10 protein-coding genes and 1 pseudogene are annotated in these 16,208 nt (G+C 42.6%); 9 read left to right on the top strand and 2 right to left on the bottom strand.

The window, feature by feature from the left end:
• The first annotated feature begins 30 nt into the window (after positions 1-30).
• The 4 genes from ACEZ3G_RS15970 (at position 31) to ACEZ3G_RS15955 (ending at position 7,581) form a co-directional block, all read left to right on the top strand.
• Positions 31-4,458, top strand: coding sequence for a translocation/assembly module TamB domain-containing protein (locus tag ACEZ3G_RS15970; RefSeq protein WP_432426524.1), 4,428 nt, complete (start codon positions 31-33; stop codon positions 4,456-4,458).
• A 170-nt stretch (positions 4,459-4,628) separates the two neighbouring features.
• Positions 4,629-5,615, top strand: a complete 987-nt coding sequence (pfkA, locus tag ACEZ3G_RS15965) for a 6-phosphofructokinase (protein ID WP_432426523.1) — start codon at positions 4,629-4,631, stop codon at positions 5,613-5,615.
• Between the two features lie 24 nt (positions 5,616-5,639).
• Positions 5,640-6,641 (top strand): type I glyceraldehyde-3-phosphate dehydrogenase, encoded by a 1,002-nt coding sequence (gap, locus tag ACEZ3G_RS15960; RefSeq protein ID WP_432426522.1) that lies wholly within the window; start codon positions 5,640-5,642, stop codon positions 6,639-6,641.
• An 88-nt stretch (positions 6,642-6,729) separates the two neighbouring features.
• On the top strand, positions 6,730-7,581 hold the full coding sequence (locus ACEZ3G_RS15955; RefSeq protein ID WP_432426521.1) for an N-acetylglucosamine kinase: 852 nt from the start codon (positions 6,730-6,732) through the stop codon (positions 7,579-7,581).
• Here the strand turns inward: ACEZ3G_RS15955 and ACEZ3G_RS15950 are convergent.
• Positions 7,574-7,954, bottom strand: coding sequence for a RidA family protein (locus tag ACEZ3G_RS15950; protein ID WP_432426520.1), 381 nt, complete (start codon positions 7,952-7,954; stop codon positions 7,574-7,576). The two genes, ACEZ3G_RS15955 and ACEZ3G_RS15950, sit on opposite strands and share 8 nt — an antisense overlap.
• A gap of 75 nt (positions 7,955-8,029) precedes the next feature.
• Positions 8,030-10,753: a putative LPS assembly protein LptD gene (locus ACEZ3G_RS15945; protein WP_432426519.1), complete on the bottom strand. Its 2,724-nt coding sequence runs from the start codon at positions 10,751-10,753 to the stop codon at positions 8,030-8,032.
• A 154-nt stretch (positions 10,754-10,907) separates the two neighbouring features.
• On the opposite strand from ACEZ3G_RS15945, the pseudogene ACEZ3G_RS15940 reads away from it, so the two are divergent.
• From ACEZ3G_RS15940 to ACEZ3G_RS15920, 5 genes and pseudogenes are all read left to right on the top strand, one after another.
• Positions 10,908-11,681 (top strand): annotated as a pseudogene (locus ACEZ3G_RS15940) (N-acetylmuramoyl-L-alanine amidase family protein); the annotation flags it as partial.
• A gap of 863 nt (positions 11,682-12,544) precedes the next feature.
• Entirely contained in the window at positions 12,545-13,513 is a 969-nt protein-coding gene (locus ACEZ3G_RS15935; protein WP_432426518.1) for an MlaD family protein, read from the top strand.
• Positions 13,514-14,836 carry a 4Fe-4S dicluster domain-containing protein gene (locus ACEZ3G_RS15930; RefSeq protein ID WP_432426517.1) on the top strand — a complete coding sequence of 441 codons (1,323 nt, stop codon included), beginning with the start codon at positions 13,514-13,516 and terminating at the stop codon, positions 14,834-14,836. It abuts the gene before it with no gap.
• Between the two features lie 14 nt (positions 14,837-14,850).
• Entirely contained in the window at positions 14,851-15,642 is a 792-nt protein-coding gene (locus tag ACEZ3G_RS15925; protein ID WP_432426516.1) for a (Fe-S)-binding protein, read from the top strand.
• 36 nt (positions 15,643-15,678) lie between these two features.
• On the top strand, positions 15,679-16,161 hold the full coding sequence (locus tag ACEZ3G_RS15920) for an ABC transporter ATPase (RefSeq protein WP_432426515.1): 483 nt from the start codon (positions 15,679-15,681) through the stop codon (positions 16,159-16,161).
• Positions 16,162-16,208: the final 47 nt, after the last annotated feature.

Raw genomic sequence — 16,208 nt, 5'->3', positions numbered from 1 at the left:
AAACTCAGAAAAATACTGGTCAGAACGCTTTTGGTGTTTTTGTTGCTCTGTGTTTTGGGTACATTGATTCTTTCGCTCCCCGTCGTTCAAACAAGATTTGCCAAGTATGCCACAAATCGAATCAATGCAGAGTTCGGTACGAACATCAATATCGACAGGTTAAGGGTTTCCCTTATTTCTTGGGACACCGATATAGGGGGTATTTATGTTGCCGACTACCATCAAGACACACTTTTTCATATCGATCGGTTGACGACCTCTATTTTGAACCTAAAAAATTTGAAGGAAGGAAAATTGGAGTTCGGAACGATAGAAATCGAAAGACTATTGTTTAATCTAAAAGATTATGAAGATAGTTTAAGTACCAACCTTGAAGTTTTCATCGATAAATTGGATGATGGCAAGCCTAGGGAACCGGGCACCCCCCCCTTCTTTTTTTCTTCATCCGACATTGAAATTACGAACAGCGTTTTCAGGTACACTGATGAAAATTTGACCAATCCTAAAATTTTGGATTTTAACGAACTTTCCATATCAGCGGCAGATTTTCAAATAGTTGGTCCTGATGTAAATGTCGATATTGAGGAAATGGCGTTCAAAAGTCAGCGAGATATCGAGGTTCAACACTTGACCACCCGTTTCAAGTATACCAAAGAACAAATGCGCTTCGATTCTTTGGGTGTCAAAACCCGAGAATCTGATTTAAAGGGAAGTTTGGTTTTTGATTACGACCGTGAAGATTTCAGGGATTTTTTGAACAAGGTCAAAGTAACCGCTTATTTTGAAGAATCAACGGTCGCCCTTGATGAGGTAAATTTACTTTACGATGAATTTGGAAAGGGCAAGAAAGTGGCTTTTTCAACGCAAACAGAAGGCGTTTTGAACGATCTGAGTACCAACGACCTTTTTTTGCTTTCAGATAACACGGGTATTCGGGGCGATTTCAATTTCAAGAACCTCTTTTCAAAAAAAGATCCATTTGTAATGGAGGCCCAAATGAAGAACGTGACCTCAAGTTATTATGAGTTGCGTTCGCTGATGCCCAATATTCTGGGAAAAGCCTTACCAACGACGTTTCAGAAATTGGGCCAATTCACCATAAGGGGCGATGCTGTCGTTTCTGAAACCTCGGTCGATGCAAGGGCAAATTTGAATACCGCACTTGGCAATAGTTATTTTGACCTGAACATTTCGAATTTCAATCATATTGATGATGCGGAATACAAAGGTTTTCTATCCTTGATAGACTTTGATTTGGGCAGTTTGGTAGAGAACAGAAGATTAGGAAGGACAACCTTGGATTTTAACGTTGAAGGTAAGGGATTTGTTCAAAAAAGCCTGAACACAGAGGTAATCGGTGAAGTCTATTCCGTGAATTTCAATAATTATGAATATAAAGATGTCAAAGTATCAGGAATACTCAAGGAACAACTGTTCGATGGTACTTTGGTCAGTAATGATGAAAATCTGAAATTCACGTTTAAGGGGTTGGCAGATTTTGCACGAGACCGTAACGATTTCAATTTTATAGCATCGGTCGATTATGCGGACCTTAAAAGATTGAACTTTGTAAATGATAGTGTTTCTATCTTTAAGGGGAATGTCAACATGGACATATCGGGAAATACCCTTGACAATTTGGCCGGTGATATAAAGTTCACGAAAACCGTTTTTGAGAACAAGAACGACACCTATTACTTCGAAGATTTTCAGGTGTCGTCAACGTTCGAAAATGATTCGATTCGAACCATAGATATTAATTCTCCTGATATTATTACCGGTTACATGAAGGGTAATTTCAAGGTTAAAGAATTGGGCAAGCTCGTCCAGAATTCACTGGGCAGTATTTATACGAACTACAGACCGTTTGAAATTTCCGAAGGTCAGACACTTGCTTTTAATTTTAAGATTTATAACAAGATTGTCGATGTATTTTTTCCAGAAGTAAAGTTTGACCCCAATACATTCATCAGAGGTAACATCATCGCCGATGAAGGTGATTTCAAATTAAATTTTAGGTCACCCAGTATAGAGGCATTTGGCAATTCGGCCGATAGTATCGAGCTACGGATCGATAACAAAAACCCGCTTTATAACACCTTCGTTTCGGTTGGTGATATGAAGACCAAATACTATGACGTAAAGGATTTTCAATTGATAAACACAACCTTGAAGGATACGTTATTCTTTAGAACGGAATTCAAAGGCGGTAGTACGCTTAACGACAGCTATAACATCAATTTTTATCACACTTTTAATTCCGAGAACAAGTCGGTGATTGGACTTAAGAAATCGGACGTAAGTTTTAAGGGAAATACATGGGTGCTCAATAAAGACGGCAATAATCTTAACAAAGTGATCGTAAACCGAACCCTCGACAGCATTAAGATCGAGGAAATTGTCATGAACAACAACGTTCAAGAACAGATTCGTTTGAACGGGCAGTTGGCCGATTCCACTTTTAAAGACCTTCAATTACAGTTTAAGATAGTTTCGTTGAATAAGATTACGCCGGCAATCGATAGTTTGAAATTGCAGGGAGAAGTCAACGGAACCCTTAATATTTTCCAAAAAGACGGTGTATATCTTCCCTCCTCGAATTTGGCTGTCGAAGATTTTTCCATAAACGATATGCGAATGGGTGATTTGACGATCGGTATTGCTGGAAATCGCGACCTAACAGAGTTTATCGTGAATGCCCAGATTACCGAAGGAGGAAAAGAAAAATTCGGGGTTGCCGGCAAAATATTAAACCATGGAGAAGAGCCTGAGGCCGATCTTTTGGCAAATTTCGCTGATTTTGACCTAGAACCGTTCAGTCCCTTGGGTGAAGGGGTAATATCAAATATTCGTGGAGACCTCAACGGAAACGCAAGGTTACGGGGCAATATAAAAAACCCAGATTTTAGCGGTATTCTGACACTTGACAACGCAGGTCTGGGTGTGCCGTATCTTAATGTAGACTATAGTTTTGCGCCAAATTCAAGGGTCAATCTAAGAAATCAATCCTTTGAGTTTGTCAATATTGATTTCACCGATGTCGTTTATAACACCAAAGCAAATTTAGACGGCACGATTACCCATTCTTTTTTTGAAGATTGGACCTTGAACTTGAATATTGACACGAATGCGAACCGATTATTGATTTTGAACACTGAGTTTGATGAAGAAGAATTATACTACGGCACCGGCTTCCTAAGAGGAAAGGGAAGAATATTTGGCTCGACCAAGGCATTGAATATCGTGGTCGATGGTGAAACTGCGCGCGGCACTTCGTTAAAAATTCCGTTAAGCGATGTGGCTACGGTGGGGGACTATTCTTTTATAAATTTCATTGAAAAAAATGATGTCAAGACCATTGAAGAACAGCGTACACTTGACGATGTAGAAGGTCTTGAACTTGAGTTCAACCTTGATATTACGCCAGAAGCAGAGGTGCAGATCGTAACCGATAGAAAAACGGGAAGTAATTTAAAAGGCACGGGCATCGGTTTGATGAACATGCGGATCAACACCAGGGATCGATTTGAAATGAACGGCGAATTTGCCGTGGTAACGGGAGAGTTCAATTATAAGTTCGGCAATATCATCAATAAAACATTCACCGTAGAGCCGGGAGGGAGTATTTTTTGGTTAGGTGACCCCTTGAAAGCCCAATTGAACATGAAGGCTGTGTATTCTTTGAACGCGAACCCAGCTCCTTTGCTTGAAAATACAGGGTACAACAGAAGAATTGCCACAGATGTCGTCATTAACTTGACCAATGAACTTGAAAACCCCGATATTCAATTTGATATTGAGTTTCCCGGTACGAACTCCATCGTACAGACCGAACTTGAGTATCGACTTCAAGACCCCGAAATTGTTGAAAAAAATGCGATTTTCTTATTGGCGCAAGGTTCATTCGTAAATGATCAAAACGGTTTAAATGCGCAAGCGGTAACGGGTAATTTGATCCAATCGGCATCTAGTATATTGAACCAGGTCTTGGGCGGTAACAATGATAAGTTCAATCTAGGTATCTCTTATGAGCAGGGAAGTAATTACTTGGCCGATTTCGAGACCGATGACAGGCTTGGAGTGACGGTTTCAACACAGATAAGCGACCGAATTCTATTGAATGGAAAGGTAGGTGTCCCCGTTGGAGGGGCAAGCGAAACTGTGATAGCCGGTGACTTTGAGGTTCAGGTCTTGTTAAATGAAGAAGGTACCCTTAGTATGAAGTTCTTTAGTAGGGAAAGTGAGATTCAAGAATATTTGGCCGACCGACAGGGCTCTACCCAAGGGGCAGGACTTTCCTACGATGTCGACTTCAATAGCTTTAAGGAATTATGGAACAAGGTTTTCGGCAAAAAGAATGTAGAAAAAGACGAATTGTCCTTGCCGCAAAGTGACCCATCTTCCGTTATGCACAATGACAGTCTCTACCGTTTTCGTGAAAAGACCAAGGGACTTTAGTTTTTTGGAACGAAAAACGATCATTTTGTTATGATTTTTTGCACTTCCTCTTAAAATGGCCAACGAAATCGTTTGAGCCTGTACATTGTTGACGTCATGATGTCAATATATGTTTTCTACAGTTCAATTATTCGATTAAGTTTGTTAATTTTGCTAGCTTAAAATTTTCGATGGCCTCAAAGATTAAGAAAATTGGAGTTTTTACATCAGGTGGTGACTCACCTGGCATGAATGCCGCAATACGCTCGGTAGTTCGAACCTGCGCTTATTTGAAGGTAGATTGCGTTGGTATATTCAGAGGGTATCAAGGCATGATAGAGGGTGATTTCAAGCCAATGGATGCCAGAAGTGTGAACAATATCATCAATAAAGGCGGTACTATTTTAAAATCTGCCCGCTGTGATGATTTTAGAACCCCGGAAGGAAGAAAAATAGCGTATGAACAGCTCAAGGCCGAAGGAATAGATGCCTTTGTAGTGATCGGGGGCGATGGTAGTTTCACCGGAGCGATGATTTTCAATAAGGAATATGATTTTCCTGTCATAGGAATTCCTGGTACTATCGATAACGATATTTTCGGCACTTCTTTTACTTTGGGTTTCGATACGGCACTGAACACCGTTGTCGATTGTATCGATAAAATACGGGATACTGCCAGTTCCCACAATAGACTTTTCTTTGTTGAGGTCATGGGCCGAGATGTAGGCCATATCGCCTTGAACGCAGGTGTTGGCGCGGGAGCCGAGGAAATACTAATACCCGAAGAGAATAGGGGTCTCGACCGTCTTCTTGAGTCGTTGAAAAGAAGCAAGCAGTCAGGAAAATCTTCAAGTATCGTTATTGTGGCCGAAGGCGACAAAACGGGCAAAAATGTATTCGAACTTAAGGAATATGTAGAAGAACATCTGCCCATCTATGATGTACGGGTCTCCGTGCTGGGCCACATGCAACGCGGCGGTGCCCCCTCTTGCTACGATAGGGTATTGGCCAGTAGAATGGGGGTCAAGGCCGTTGAAGCATTATTGGAAGGCAGAACGAATCTCATGGTCGGTGTTCGTGACAATAAACTTATTTTGACACCTATCGAGAAGGCGATCAAGGGTACCTCTAAATTGGATAAAGAGCTCATTAGAGTCTCTGAAATAATGACTACATAATTTTTTTAATTTAAAAATATAACAATGGCAAACTTGAAAATAGGTATTAACGGATTTGGAAGAATAGGAAGACTGGTTTTTAGAACGTCCGTCAAAAGGGATGACATAGATGTGGTGGCCATTAATGACCTGCTCGATGTTGAACATCTGGCTTATCTGCTAAAATATGATTCGGTTCACGGTAAGTTCGACGGAACGATCGAGGTGGAAGACGGTAATCTGATCGTAAACGGGAAGACGGTTCGAATAACGGCCGAGCGAGACCCTAAAAACATCAAATGGGATGCTGTCGGAGCTGAAATCGTTGCAGAATGTACCGGAATTTTCACCACCTTGGAAACTGCACAATACCATATCGACGGGGGTGCCAAAAAAGTAGTGATATCGGCCCCTTCGAAAGATGCGCCGATGTTCGTGATGGGCGTTAACCATAAGAATGTAAAAAGTTCTGACACCATTGTTTCGAATGCTTCATGTACCACAAATTGTTTGGCGCCAATGGCGAAGGTTTTGCATGATAATTTTGGTATTGAAGAAGCATTGATGACAACGGTGCACGCCACAACGGCGACTCAGATGACCGTTGATGGGCCTAGCAAGAAAGATTGGCGAGGTGGTCGAAGTGCATTGCTCAATATCATTCCCGCTTCTACGGGTGCTGCCAAAGCGGTCACAAAGGTTATTCCCGAATTGGAAGGAAAACTTACGGGAATGGCCTTCAGGGTACCTACCGCTGATGTATCGGTCGTCGATTTGACCGTTCGTTTGAAAAAGGAAACGTCTTACGAAGAAATTAAAAAAGCCTTTAAATCAGCTTCTGAAGGAGAATTAAAGGGGATTCTGGGCTATACGGAAGAGGCCGTGGTATCGCAAGACTTTGTCAGCGACCCCCGCACAAGTATTTTCGATGCAGGAGCAGGAATCGAACTCAACCCTCAGTTTTTCAAGTTGATCAACTGGTATGACAATGAGTCCGGTTTTTCGAACAAGATGGTCGATTTGATCCAACACGTGGCAAGCGTATAAAATTCAAAATGCAATAATAGTTCTTCTCAAGGCCTGTCATGTATCCTTTATGGTGGTGGCATAGGAAAAACTTTTTAAGTATGGGCTTATGATATTGATCGTTGATAGCGGGGCTACCAAAGCGGATTGGATTGCTTTGGACAATAAAGGAAATCAATTGTTCTTGACACAAACCCTCGGCCTTAGTCCCGAGGTATTGACCAAAGAGGTCATTGAAGACCGGTTGGCCAATAATTTCGAACTTTCCAAGAATAGGGATAAAGTCACCCAGCTTTTTTTCTATGGTGCGGGATGTGGTACGGAGCGTATGCGCAAGTTCCTGAAAAAAATATTTAAGGATTTTTTTCCGAAGGCAAAGGCGATCGTTAGGGAAGATACCTATGCTGCAATTTATTCGACGACCAAAGTCGGCCATCAAGGCATCGTGTGTATTTTGGGCACTGGCTCCAATTGTAGTTATTATGACGGACATCAACTTTTTCAAAAGGTAATCTCACTGGGATACATACCCATGGATGACGGAAGCGGGAACTTTTTTGGAAGAAAATTGATCAGGGACTATTATTACCATAAAATGCCACAAGATTTGGCGATCAAGTTCGCGAAAGAGTACAATCTTGACCCCGACGTTATTAAGGAGAATTTATACAAGCAGCCTAACCCGAATACCTATTTGGCGACTTTCGCGCGATTTTTAATAGAGAACAAGAATCATCCGTATTGCAAAGGTGTAATAGATAAGGGGCTTCAACAGTTCATCAATAACCATGTAATGCAATTTGAATTGGCGACCAAGGTGCCAATTCATTTTGTTGGTAGTATTGCGTATTTTTTACGGGAAGAATTGGCGGCCGTGCTTGAGCGCAATGATCTTGTTGCCGGAGTTATCCGCCAGCGCCCGATCGACGGTCTAGTCGAATTTCACAGAGAAACTATCTGATAGCGATCATCGAGATTTCGACGTTCACGAACTTGGGTAGGTTCGAAACCTCGACAGTTTCACGAGCTGGTGCGGTGTCGGCATCAAAATATGTGGCATAAACTTCATTGACTTGTGAAAACTGGTTCATATCGTTCAGAAATATTGATGTTTTGACCACATTTTCAAAGGTCATCCCCGCTTCGGTCAAGATGGCTTTTAGGTTTTCCATAGACTGCTGGGTTTCCTTCTTAATGTCATTTTCCACAAGATCACCTGTTTTTGGGTCGATGGGTATCTGACCTGAAATATAGAGGGTGTTCCCAAACAAAACAGCCTGATTGTAAGGGCCGATAGGGGCAGGGGCGTTTGGCGTATTGATTATTTTCTTCATTTTCGATTGTTTAAGGTTGTCTTTTTTTATAGAACCCGCTTGTGCTTCGTTATTTCCAATTGGGATGGTATTATTTTATCTTCTGGCCGGTTGACTCCTATTTTCCCATTTAAGATCTTTAAGGATCGAGCTTTTGATCCCTATAAAGAAGTACCAGCGCTCGTACCGCCCGAAGGGCGACCAAGTGAATCTCATGTTAAAACTTTTAAGATCGCGTTCAAAGCGAAGTTGGGTCAGGGTAAAGCCCTTGTTCTTGAAATCATAACCTGAAGACCCGCCCACCTTCCATCTGGGGGATAGTTCAATATCGCCGGAAAACATGAGCGAGTGGCTGCTAAATTCATTTTGGCGGGCCGTATTCGAATAACTTGCCGAATAGGCGAGGCGAAAATTCCACGGTATTTTGGTGCCCCACGCCGGATTTTCGACATCATCGGAATTTCTGGAGCGATCTTCGTTACTTCGGGTGTCATAAAAATCATCGGCCTTGCCAAAAAGATCATCGTCCCGACCCCCGCTTTGCGCCACATAGTCGAATTCACCGGATTCTTCCTCTTCCTCTTCCTTCTTTTTTCCGAAAGTCTTGCTATCTATCGAATACCCTACATTGAAGTTGGCCCTTGTGAGCCGCAACCAACTTCCCCCATTATCGATATTGAAGGTATTTATGCGCCGGCCGTTGTTGTCTATGGCATAGGGGTCTAGACCGGCGGAAAAATTTATCGACATTTTTTTATTGAGTATGCTCGTGCCTCCGTTAACACTTAATGGGCTTATTTTTAAAGAGTCGGCCTCGAAATTATAGCCCGTAGAAATATTGAAGTTGTTGAGAATCGATATTTTTTTCGCTTCGGTTGCCGTAGAATCTTTGTCCCTAACCTTGGCTTCAAGGGTATTTGCCAAAGAAAAGCCTATACTATTTGATTTGCCCAAACTAGGCTGTCCGTTAAGTGTTCCCTCAAATCTGCTGTATTGAACGACATTGCCGTTGGCGTCGAGATATTCATCATAGAATTGTTCGAATGAAGGGGTATAACCATAGCTCAGGCTTGGCCTCATTACATGTCTGAGGGCTTGTATTTTTTTATCTTCCCCAAAATTAAACGTACCGTATACTGTCGTTCCAATACTTGCGCTGAAACCATACTTATTGAATCGATCGAAGCCTTTGATGGTATCCCTTACGACCTCACCGTTCTCGCCGGCGGTGGCATCAAATCTCTTTTTGTAGGTTTCGAGTGTCCATATATCTTCATAGTTGCCCCCTACGCTTACACTAAAGAACTTTGCGACCTTAAAATTCGTGGTCAAGGGTATTCGATGTCTTGCGCCTATTCTTGCCCCATCGAACATGCGGCCGGTCAAAAAGTCTTCGTCATTGGTTTTCAGCCGGTTTTGGGCGTTTACATCATATTGAAAGTTGATATTCTGGATAATACCTTTCTTGATTCCGTCTTTTTTAGCAAAGGGATAAATTCGTTCTAAACTTGCCTGAAAGGTGGGCAAGGTCATATCTATATTGTCTTCAGGGGCATTGGCACTTGTATTCTGGCTGTGGGTCATCGTTAGGCTCATATTCACCGAAGGATAGGCCGGAAAGGTTTTTGAGTACGAGATAGACGAACTTAGGGTGTTGTTTTGGGTATTCGGTAGGTTTTGCTGCAACAATGAATTTTGATAATACGAACTGCTTCCGAGGTTGACGGAGGCAGAAAAACGCGAATTCGGACTGGCCTTTGTATCTTGTGAATGCGACATTTGAAGATTCCAAATGGTACTTCGGCTATAGTCACTGAATCCCTTTTGACTAGCTACCAGGTTTTCATACCTGAAATTTACATTGCCACGGTATCTGTAGCGTTTGACATAGACCGATTGGGTACGAAAGCCATAACTTCCATTGGTATAGAAATCTCCGGTAAGGGTAAGGTCGGCATAGTCACCGATAGGTATATAATATCCGCCTTGTTGCAAAAAATAACCACGATCGGGATCGTTACCGAACGTAGGCATAATCAGTCCTGCGGTTCTTCCCACCGAAAGCGGAAAATAGGCAAATGGCAGTCCGATCGGTGTAGGTACGTCTGCAATGTAAAGATTACTCAGCCCGGCGATCACCTTCTTTTTTGGCACAAATTTGGCCTTTCTCACCCTAATATAATAGTCGGGGTTTATCGTATCGGTCGAGGTAGTCAACTTGCCTTCGCTTAGAAAGTAGACCGAATCATTTTCCTTTTTTGTGATTTCGGCATATACTTTCATGTTGTCACCGCCCAAAGACCCTAGACCTGCCTGCTGCTCGGTTCGAGAATTCCAAATCAACGCTTTTTGGGTATCGAAATTGAAGCGTATCGAATCAGGGATCACTTCGTTGTCGCCCTGCTTGAAAAAGGGAAGTTGTGAATAATTGCCAAGAGAGTCCTTGAGGCGACCGGCATATACTTCGTTCTTTATATAATCGAGAATGATTATACCCGCCTTTAGCTCTGTATCTTGATAGTATATTTCGGCTTCGTTATACAGGTATATCTTTTGGTCTTTTTGGCTCAATTTCACATAATCTTTTGCTTTGTACTTTATCTTTCCCAAAAGCAACGATGGTTTTCTTTTTACTGAATCCGATATGATGGAATCGGCTTGAACCGTATCGATTACGCTCGCCGGGAACAATGGGGCCGTAATGGAATCTTTTTGGACTTTTATAGGGAGGGAGATGATTTTGTCTTCTTGTGCAGACGTCGAAAGTACACTAAAAGCAAGCAGAAATAGGAAAAGTAAAAGATGTTTGTTTGATTGCAAAGCTAGATATCCTATTTTTGTGAAGGTTTGGCTTTCTTGTCGATACTGATACTTATCGCTATTTAGGCAGTCAAACTTACATATATTTTTTGTTCCCGTAATAGGGTATTACAATAAATTTAACCTTGGTGAGCTTCCCCAAAAAAATGCCATAATGAAGAGGAAACCTTCTTTTTTCATGTCAATTTTAGTAGTAATCCATTTTCTTTTGCATACCCCAAGTAGCTATGCCTATCAAGAAAATGATGATAAATTCGTGGTCGTTTTAGATGCCGGTCATGGCGGGCATGATCCGGGGAATCTGGGCAACGGATACCTCGAAAAGAACATCGCATTGAACATCGTACTAAGGGTCGGCTCGATCCTTGAACAAAATTCGGACATAAAAGTAATCTACACCCGTAATGACGATACTTTTGTTGACCTATATGTAAGGGGAGAGATAGCGAACAAGGCCAATGCGGATCTTTTCGTGTCGGTACATTGCGATTCCCATACCTCGGATGCCTATGGGGCGGGTACCTTTGTTTTGGGCCTTCATGCCAACAAACAGAATTTTGAAATTGCCAAAAAAGAGAACTCGGTCATCTATCTTGAGGATAATTACGAGACAAGGTATGCCGATTATGATATCAACTCGCCGGAGTCGGTCATTGGCCTGACCATTATGCAGGAGGAGTTTCTCGATCAAAGTATAGCCCTGGCAAAGAATATACAGGAGAATTTCGCAGGAAAACTCAAAAGAAAGGATAGGGAGGTGAAGCAGGCCGGATTTATTGTATTGCACCAGACCTTTATGCCCAGTGTGCTTATCGAGACCGGTTTTTTGACCAACAAGTCCGAAGGGGCATATCTGAATTCTAGTAAGGGCCAATCGGAAATGGGCACTGCAATTGCCGATGCGATTTTAAGATATCGTTCGGGTATCAGGTCGAATGCTCCCCTTGTTGCTTCGAATACACCTGAACCAACTGCACAGCCTGAAGGTGAAAGCACCTTAAAAACCGTTGAAAACGACCAAAAAGAAGCGAAAGCATTGGCGGCCGAAAAGGCAAAAGCAGATCAGGCCGAAAAGGATCGGATCGCCATTGAAGCGAAAAAGAAAGAATTGGAGGTACTGGCGCAAAAGAGAAAGGACGAAGAGGCTGCTAGAAAGGCAAAGGAGGCAGAGCTTGAAAAAGAACGTCTTGAGGCAGCGGCTCAAAAAGCAAAAGATGAATTGGCCGAAAAAGAGCGCCTGGCCGAAGAAGCTAAAAAGGCCCAGGATGCCCAGGATGCCCAAGCAGAAAAGGATAGGTTGGCAGAAGAGATAAAAAAGAAGGAGTTGGCCGCGCTTGCACAAAAACGAAAAGATGAAGAAGCCGCAAAAAAAGCTAACGAAATAGAAGCTGAAAAAGAATCCGTCGCGGAAAAACCCAAGGCCAGTCCCATAGATGCTGATTCAACCAATGAAAAAAAACCGGATGAAGTCTTGCAGGTTGTTTATAAGGTACAGCTTTTGGCCAGCTCACAGGTAATTCCACTTGAACCGGCTAACTTCAATGGTCTTGACACGCTCTCAAAAGAGCCGGTCAAAAATCTATTTCGCTATATGTACGGCAATGCCACAACTTATGAAGAAGCAAAAGCTCTCAAGTCCAAGGCCGATACGAAGGGCTATCCGACTTCTTACATCGTGGCCTACAAAGACGGTAAGCGCATTACGTTGAACGAGGCGCTTAAATACGTAAACGAATAATTATTCCATTTCAATATTATTCATAATTTTGTTAGTAACTGAAAATCGATCTATTGAAACTATCTAAGGAAGTTAAGACCGGAATTATCGTAGTCGGGGGTATTCTTTTGTTTATTTTGGGGTTTAGCTACCTCAAATCGACGCCCCTCTTCGACGACAGCAAGACGCTATATGCGGTTTACGAAAATGTGGGCGGGCTTCAGGCAGGAACACAGGTCTCTATAAATGGATTATCCGTCGGAACGGTCAATAATATAAAATTCAAGGATCAATCCGGCAATCTTTTGGTAACCTTTACCGTAAACAACGATTTTGAATTTTCTAAAAACAGTAAGGCCGAACTTTTCGATACGGGCATCATAGGGGGCAAGGGTATTCAGATCATGCCAGTTTTTGACGGTGCCCCGGTTGCAAAATCGGGGGACACTTTGACCACAAGTACGAGACCGGGGATCACCGAATTGGTGCAATCGAGCCTTAATCCCTTGAAAAATAAAGTCGAGGGGGCAGTGACTAATGCCGATTCTTTGATGATGAACGTAAACCAAGTGTTGGATGCCACCACCAAAAGAGATCTGCGGGAAAGCATTTCCGGTTTAAGCCAGTTGATGAAGAGCCTGCAGGGAAGTGCAGCGTTGCTTAACGACCTTTTGAAGAACAATGAAGGCAAATTGGATAGTTCATTGACAAACTTTAGGGAACTTACGAACAATTTTGCCAAACTTTCCGATTCGCTCAATAATGCAGGTTTGGGAAGAACATTGGCAAGTCTTGAGTCAACGGTCGCCAATTTGGACAATATTATGGCACGTATCGATCAAGGCGATGGCACATTGGGCAAACTTATGAAAGATGAAGAACTTTACAAGAACCTTAACAGTGCCTCAAGGGAATTGGATCTGTTGTTACAAGATTTTCGATTAAATCCGAAACGTTACGTCAACGTGTCCGTATTCGGCAAAAAACAGAAAGACTATACCGTTCCGGAAGATGATCCGGCAGAGAAAATAGAGGACAACTAAATGCAGTACATCCCCAATATCTTATTTGCCCTTGTATTTATCGGCGCGATTGCGTTCTTCGTAAAAAACGTTAAACGTCTGGCCCGCAACATTAAATTGGGTAAATCTATCGACGTTGCCGATAACAGACCAAAGCGTTGGAACAATATGCTTCGTATTGCTTTCGGGCAGACTAAAATGGTCGTTCGGCCTATACCCGGTTTATTACACACCATTGTATATGTAGGCTTTATTATTATCAACATCGAAGTTCTTGAAATTGTTATCGATGGACTTTTTGGAACCCATCGCGTATTCGCACCTTTGGGAAACTTGTATGATATTCTGATCGCTTCTTTTGAAGTATTGGCCTTCTTGGTAATCTTTGCCGTAGCGGTTTTTTGGATCCGAAGAAACATCATCAAGCTGAAACGTTTTGTAAAGCCCGAAATGAAAGGTTGGCCAAAGAAAGATGGCAATCTTATCCTTTATATAGAAATGGTCTTAATGCTGCTCTTTCTGACCATGAATGCCGCCGATTTTAAATTACAGCAGTTAGGGGCAGAACATTATGTTCAGGCAGGGTCGTTTCCCATAAGCGGCCACATTGCATTTTTTTTGGATGGAATGGGCATTCCAACGTTGATTACGATAGAGCGAACGGCTTGGTGGCTTCATATTTTGGGAATATTGTTTTTTTTGAACTACCTCTATTATTCGAAACACTTACATATTTTATTGGCGTTTCCGAACACTTATTTTGGAAAATTGGGTCCGAAGGGAAGCTTCAAGAATAATGATGCCGTGACGAAAGAAGTAAAATTGATGATGGACCCTTCTGCCGATCCTTTTGCCGCACCGCCCGAAGATGCTCCTGTCCCAGAAAAGTTCGGGGCTTCAGATGTGAAGGACCTTTCTTGGTTACAGCTTTTGAACGCCTATACCTGCACGGAGTGCGGACGATGTACCAGCGAATGTCCGGCGAATTTGACAGGAAAGAAGCTTTCGCCCAGAAAAATAATGATGGATACGCGAGATAGGCTCGAAGAAGTAGGTAAGAACATTGAGGCCAACAAGAGTCAATTTGTCGATGATGGAAAACAGCTTCTCGACGATTACATAACGCGGGAAGAACTTTGGGCCTGCACCTCGTGCAATGCCTGTGTGGAGGCCTGTCCCGTTAGTATCGACCCCCTTTCTATCATTATGGATATGAGACAGTTTCTTGTCATGGAACAATCGGCCGCACCGAGCGAACTGAACAATATGATGGGCAACATCGAAAACAATGGTGCACCTTGGCCCTTCAATCAAATGGACCGACTTAATTGGAGTCAAGAATAAAAAGGTAAGACGCTATGGAAAATATACTGAAAGTACCGACTATGGCTGAACTTTTCGCCAAGGGAGAACAACCAGAGGTATTGTTTTGGGTGGGCTGTGCAGGTAGTTTTGATGACCGGGCCAAAAAGATTACCAAGGCTTTTGTCAAAATTTTGAACAAAGCCAATGTCTCCTTTGCCGTTCTTGGCACTGAGGAAAGTTGTACCGGCGACCCGGCCAAAAGGGCAGGCAACGAATTCTTGTTTCAAATGCAGGCGGTCACGAATATTGAAGTTCTTAATGCCTATGGGATAAAAAAAGTGGTTACCGCCTGTCCGCATTGCTTTAACACCATAAAAAATGAATACCCAGGTCTCGGCGGAAACTATGAGGTAGTTCACCATACCCAGTTCTTGAAACAATTGTTGGAAGAGGGAAGAATTTCAATGCAAGGCGGAAAATTGAAAGGAAAAAAGATAACGTACCACGATCCATGTTATTTGGGCCGTGCGAACGATGTTTATGAGGCACCGAGAGATTTGATAAAAAAACTGGATGCCGAACTGGTGGAAATGAAAAATTGCAGAAAGAAGGGACTTTGCTGTGGAGCGGGGGGTGCACAGATGTTCAAAGAGCCTGAAAAAGGGCACAAAGACATCAACATCGAGCGCACCGAACAGGCACTTGAAACAGAACCCGAAATCATTGCCGCGGCCTGCCCATTTTGCAACACGATGATGACCGATGGTGTGAAGAATAAAGAAAAGGAGACGGCCGTTCAAGTGATGGATATCGCCGAACTCATAGCGAATGCAGAAGATCTTTGACAATGGCTTTCACGAGGCCGCCCCAAATAATAGAATATGCTAGTAGATTTTAATGCGCTTCCTGATGAATCCCGGGTGTGGATATATCAGGCCAGCAGGAGTTTTACTGAAACCGAACTGCAAGAGGTCGAACAATCTTTGGGCCAATTTATAGACGCATGGACGGCACACGGCAGTGACCTTAAGGCGGGCTTTGAGATTCGGTACAGACGCTTTATTATATTGGCACTTGACCAATCCTTAACTTCGGCTTCCGGATGTTCTATCGATGCTTCGGTACATTTCATTCAAGGTTTGGAGAAGAAGTATGGTTTGCAACTGCTCGATAAAATGAATGTGTCCTATAAACAGGGTGATTTCATCGCTTATAAGCCCTTGGCCGATTTTAAGAAAATGGCAAGTCAAAAAGCCGTGTCAAAAAACACGGTAGTCTTTAACAATCTCGTGGCGAACAAACTTGAATATCTTGAGAATTGGGAGGTTCCTGCTTCCGAAAGTTGGCATGCCCGATTTATGTGACCTGTTTCTGGTACGATAATTGAAAATTTGATGGTATCGCTTTAAAA

Origin of the sequence: Meishania litoralis, from assembly GCF_042611095.1 — a bacterium.
GTDB classification, from domain to species: domain Bacteria; phylum Bacteroidota; class Bacteroidia; order Flavobacteriales; family Flavobacteriaceae; genus Meishania; species Meishania litoralis.
The sequence above is the reverse complement of the archived record's forward strand: the minus strand, read 5'-3'. Positions and strand labels throughout refer to the sequence as shown.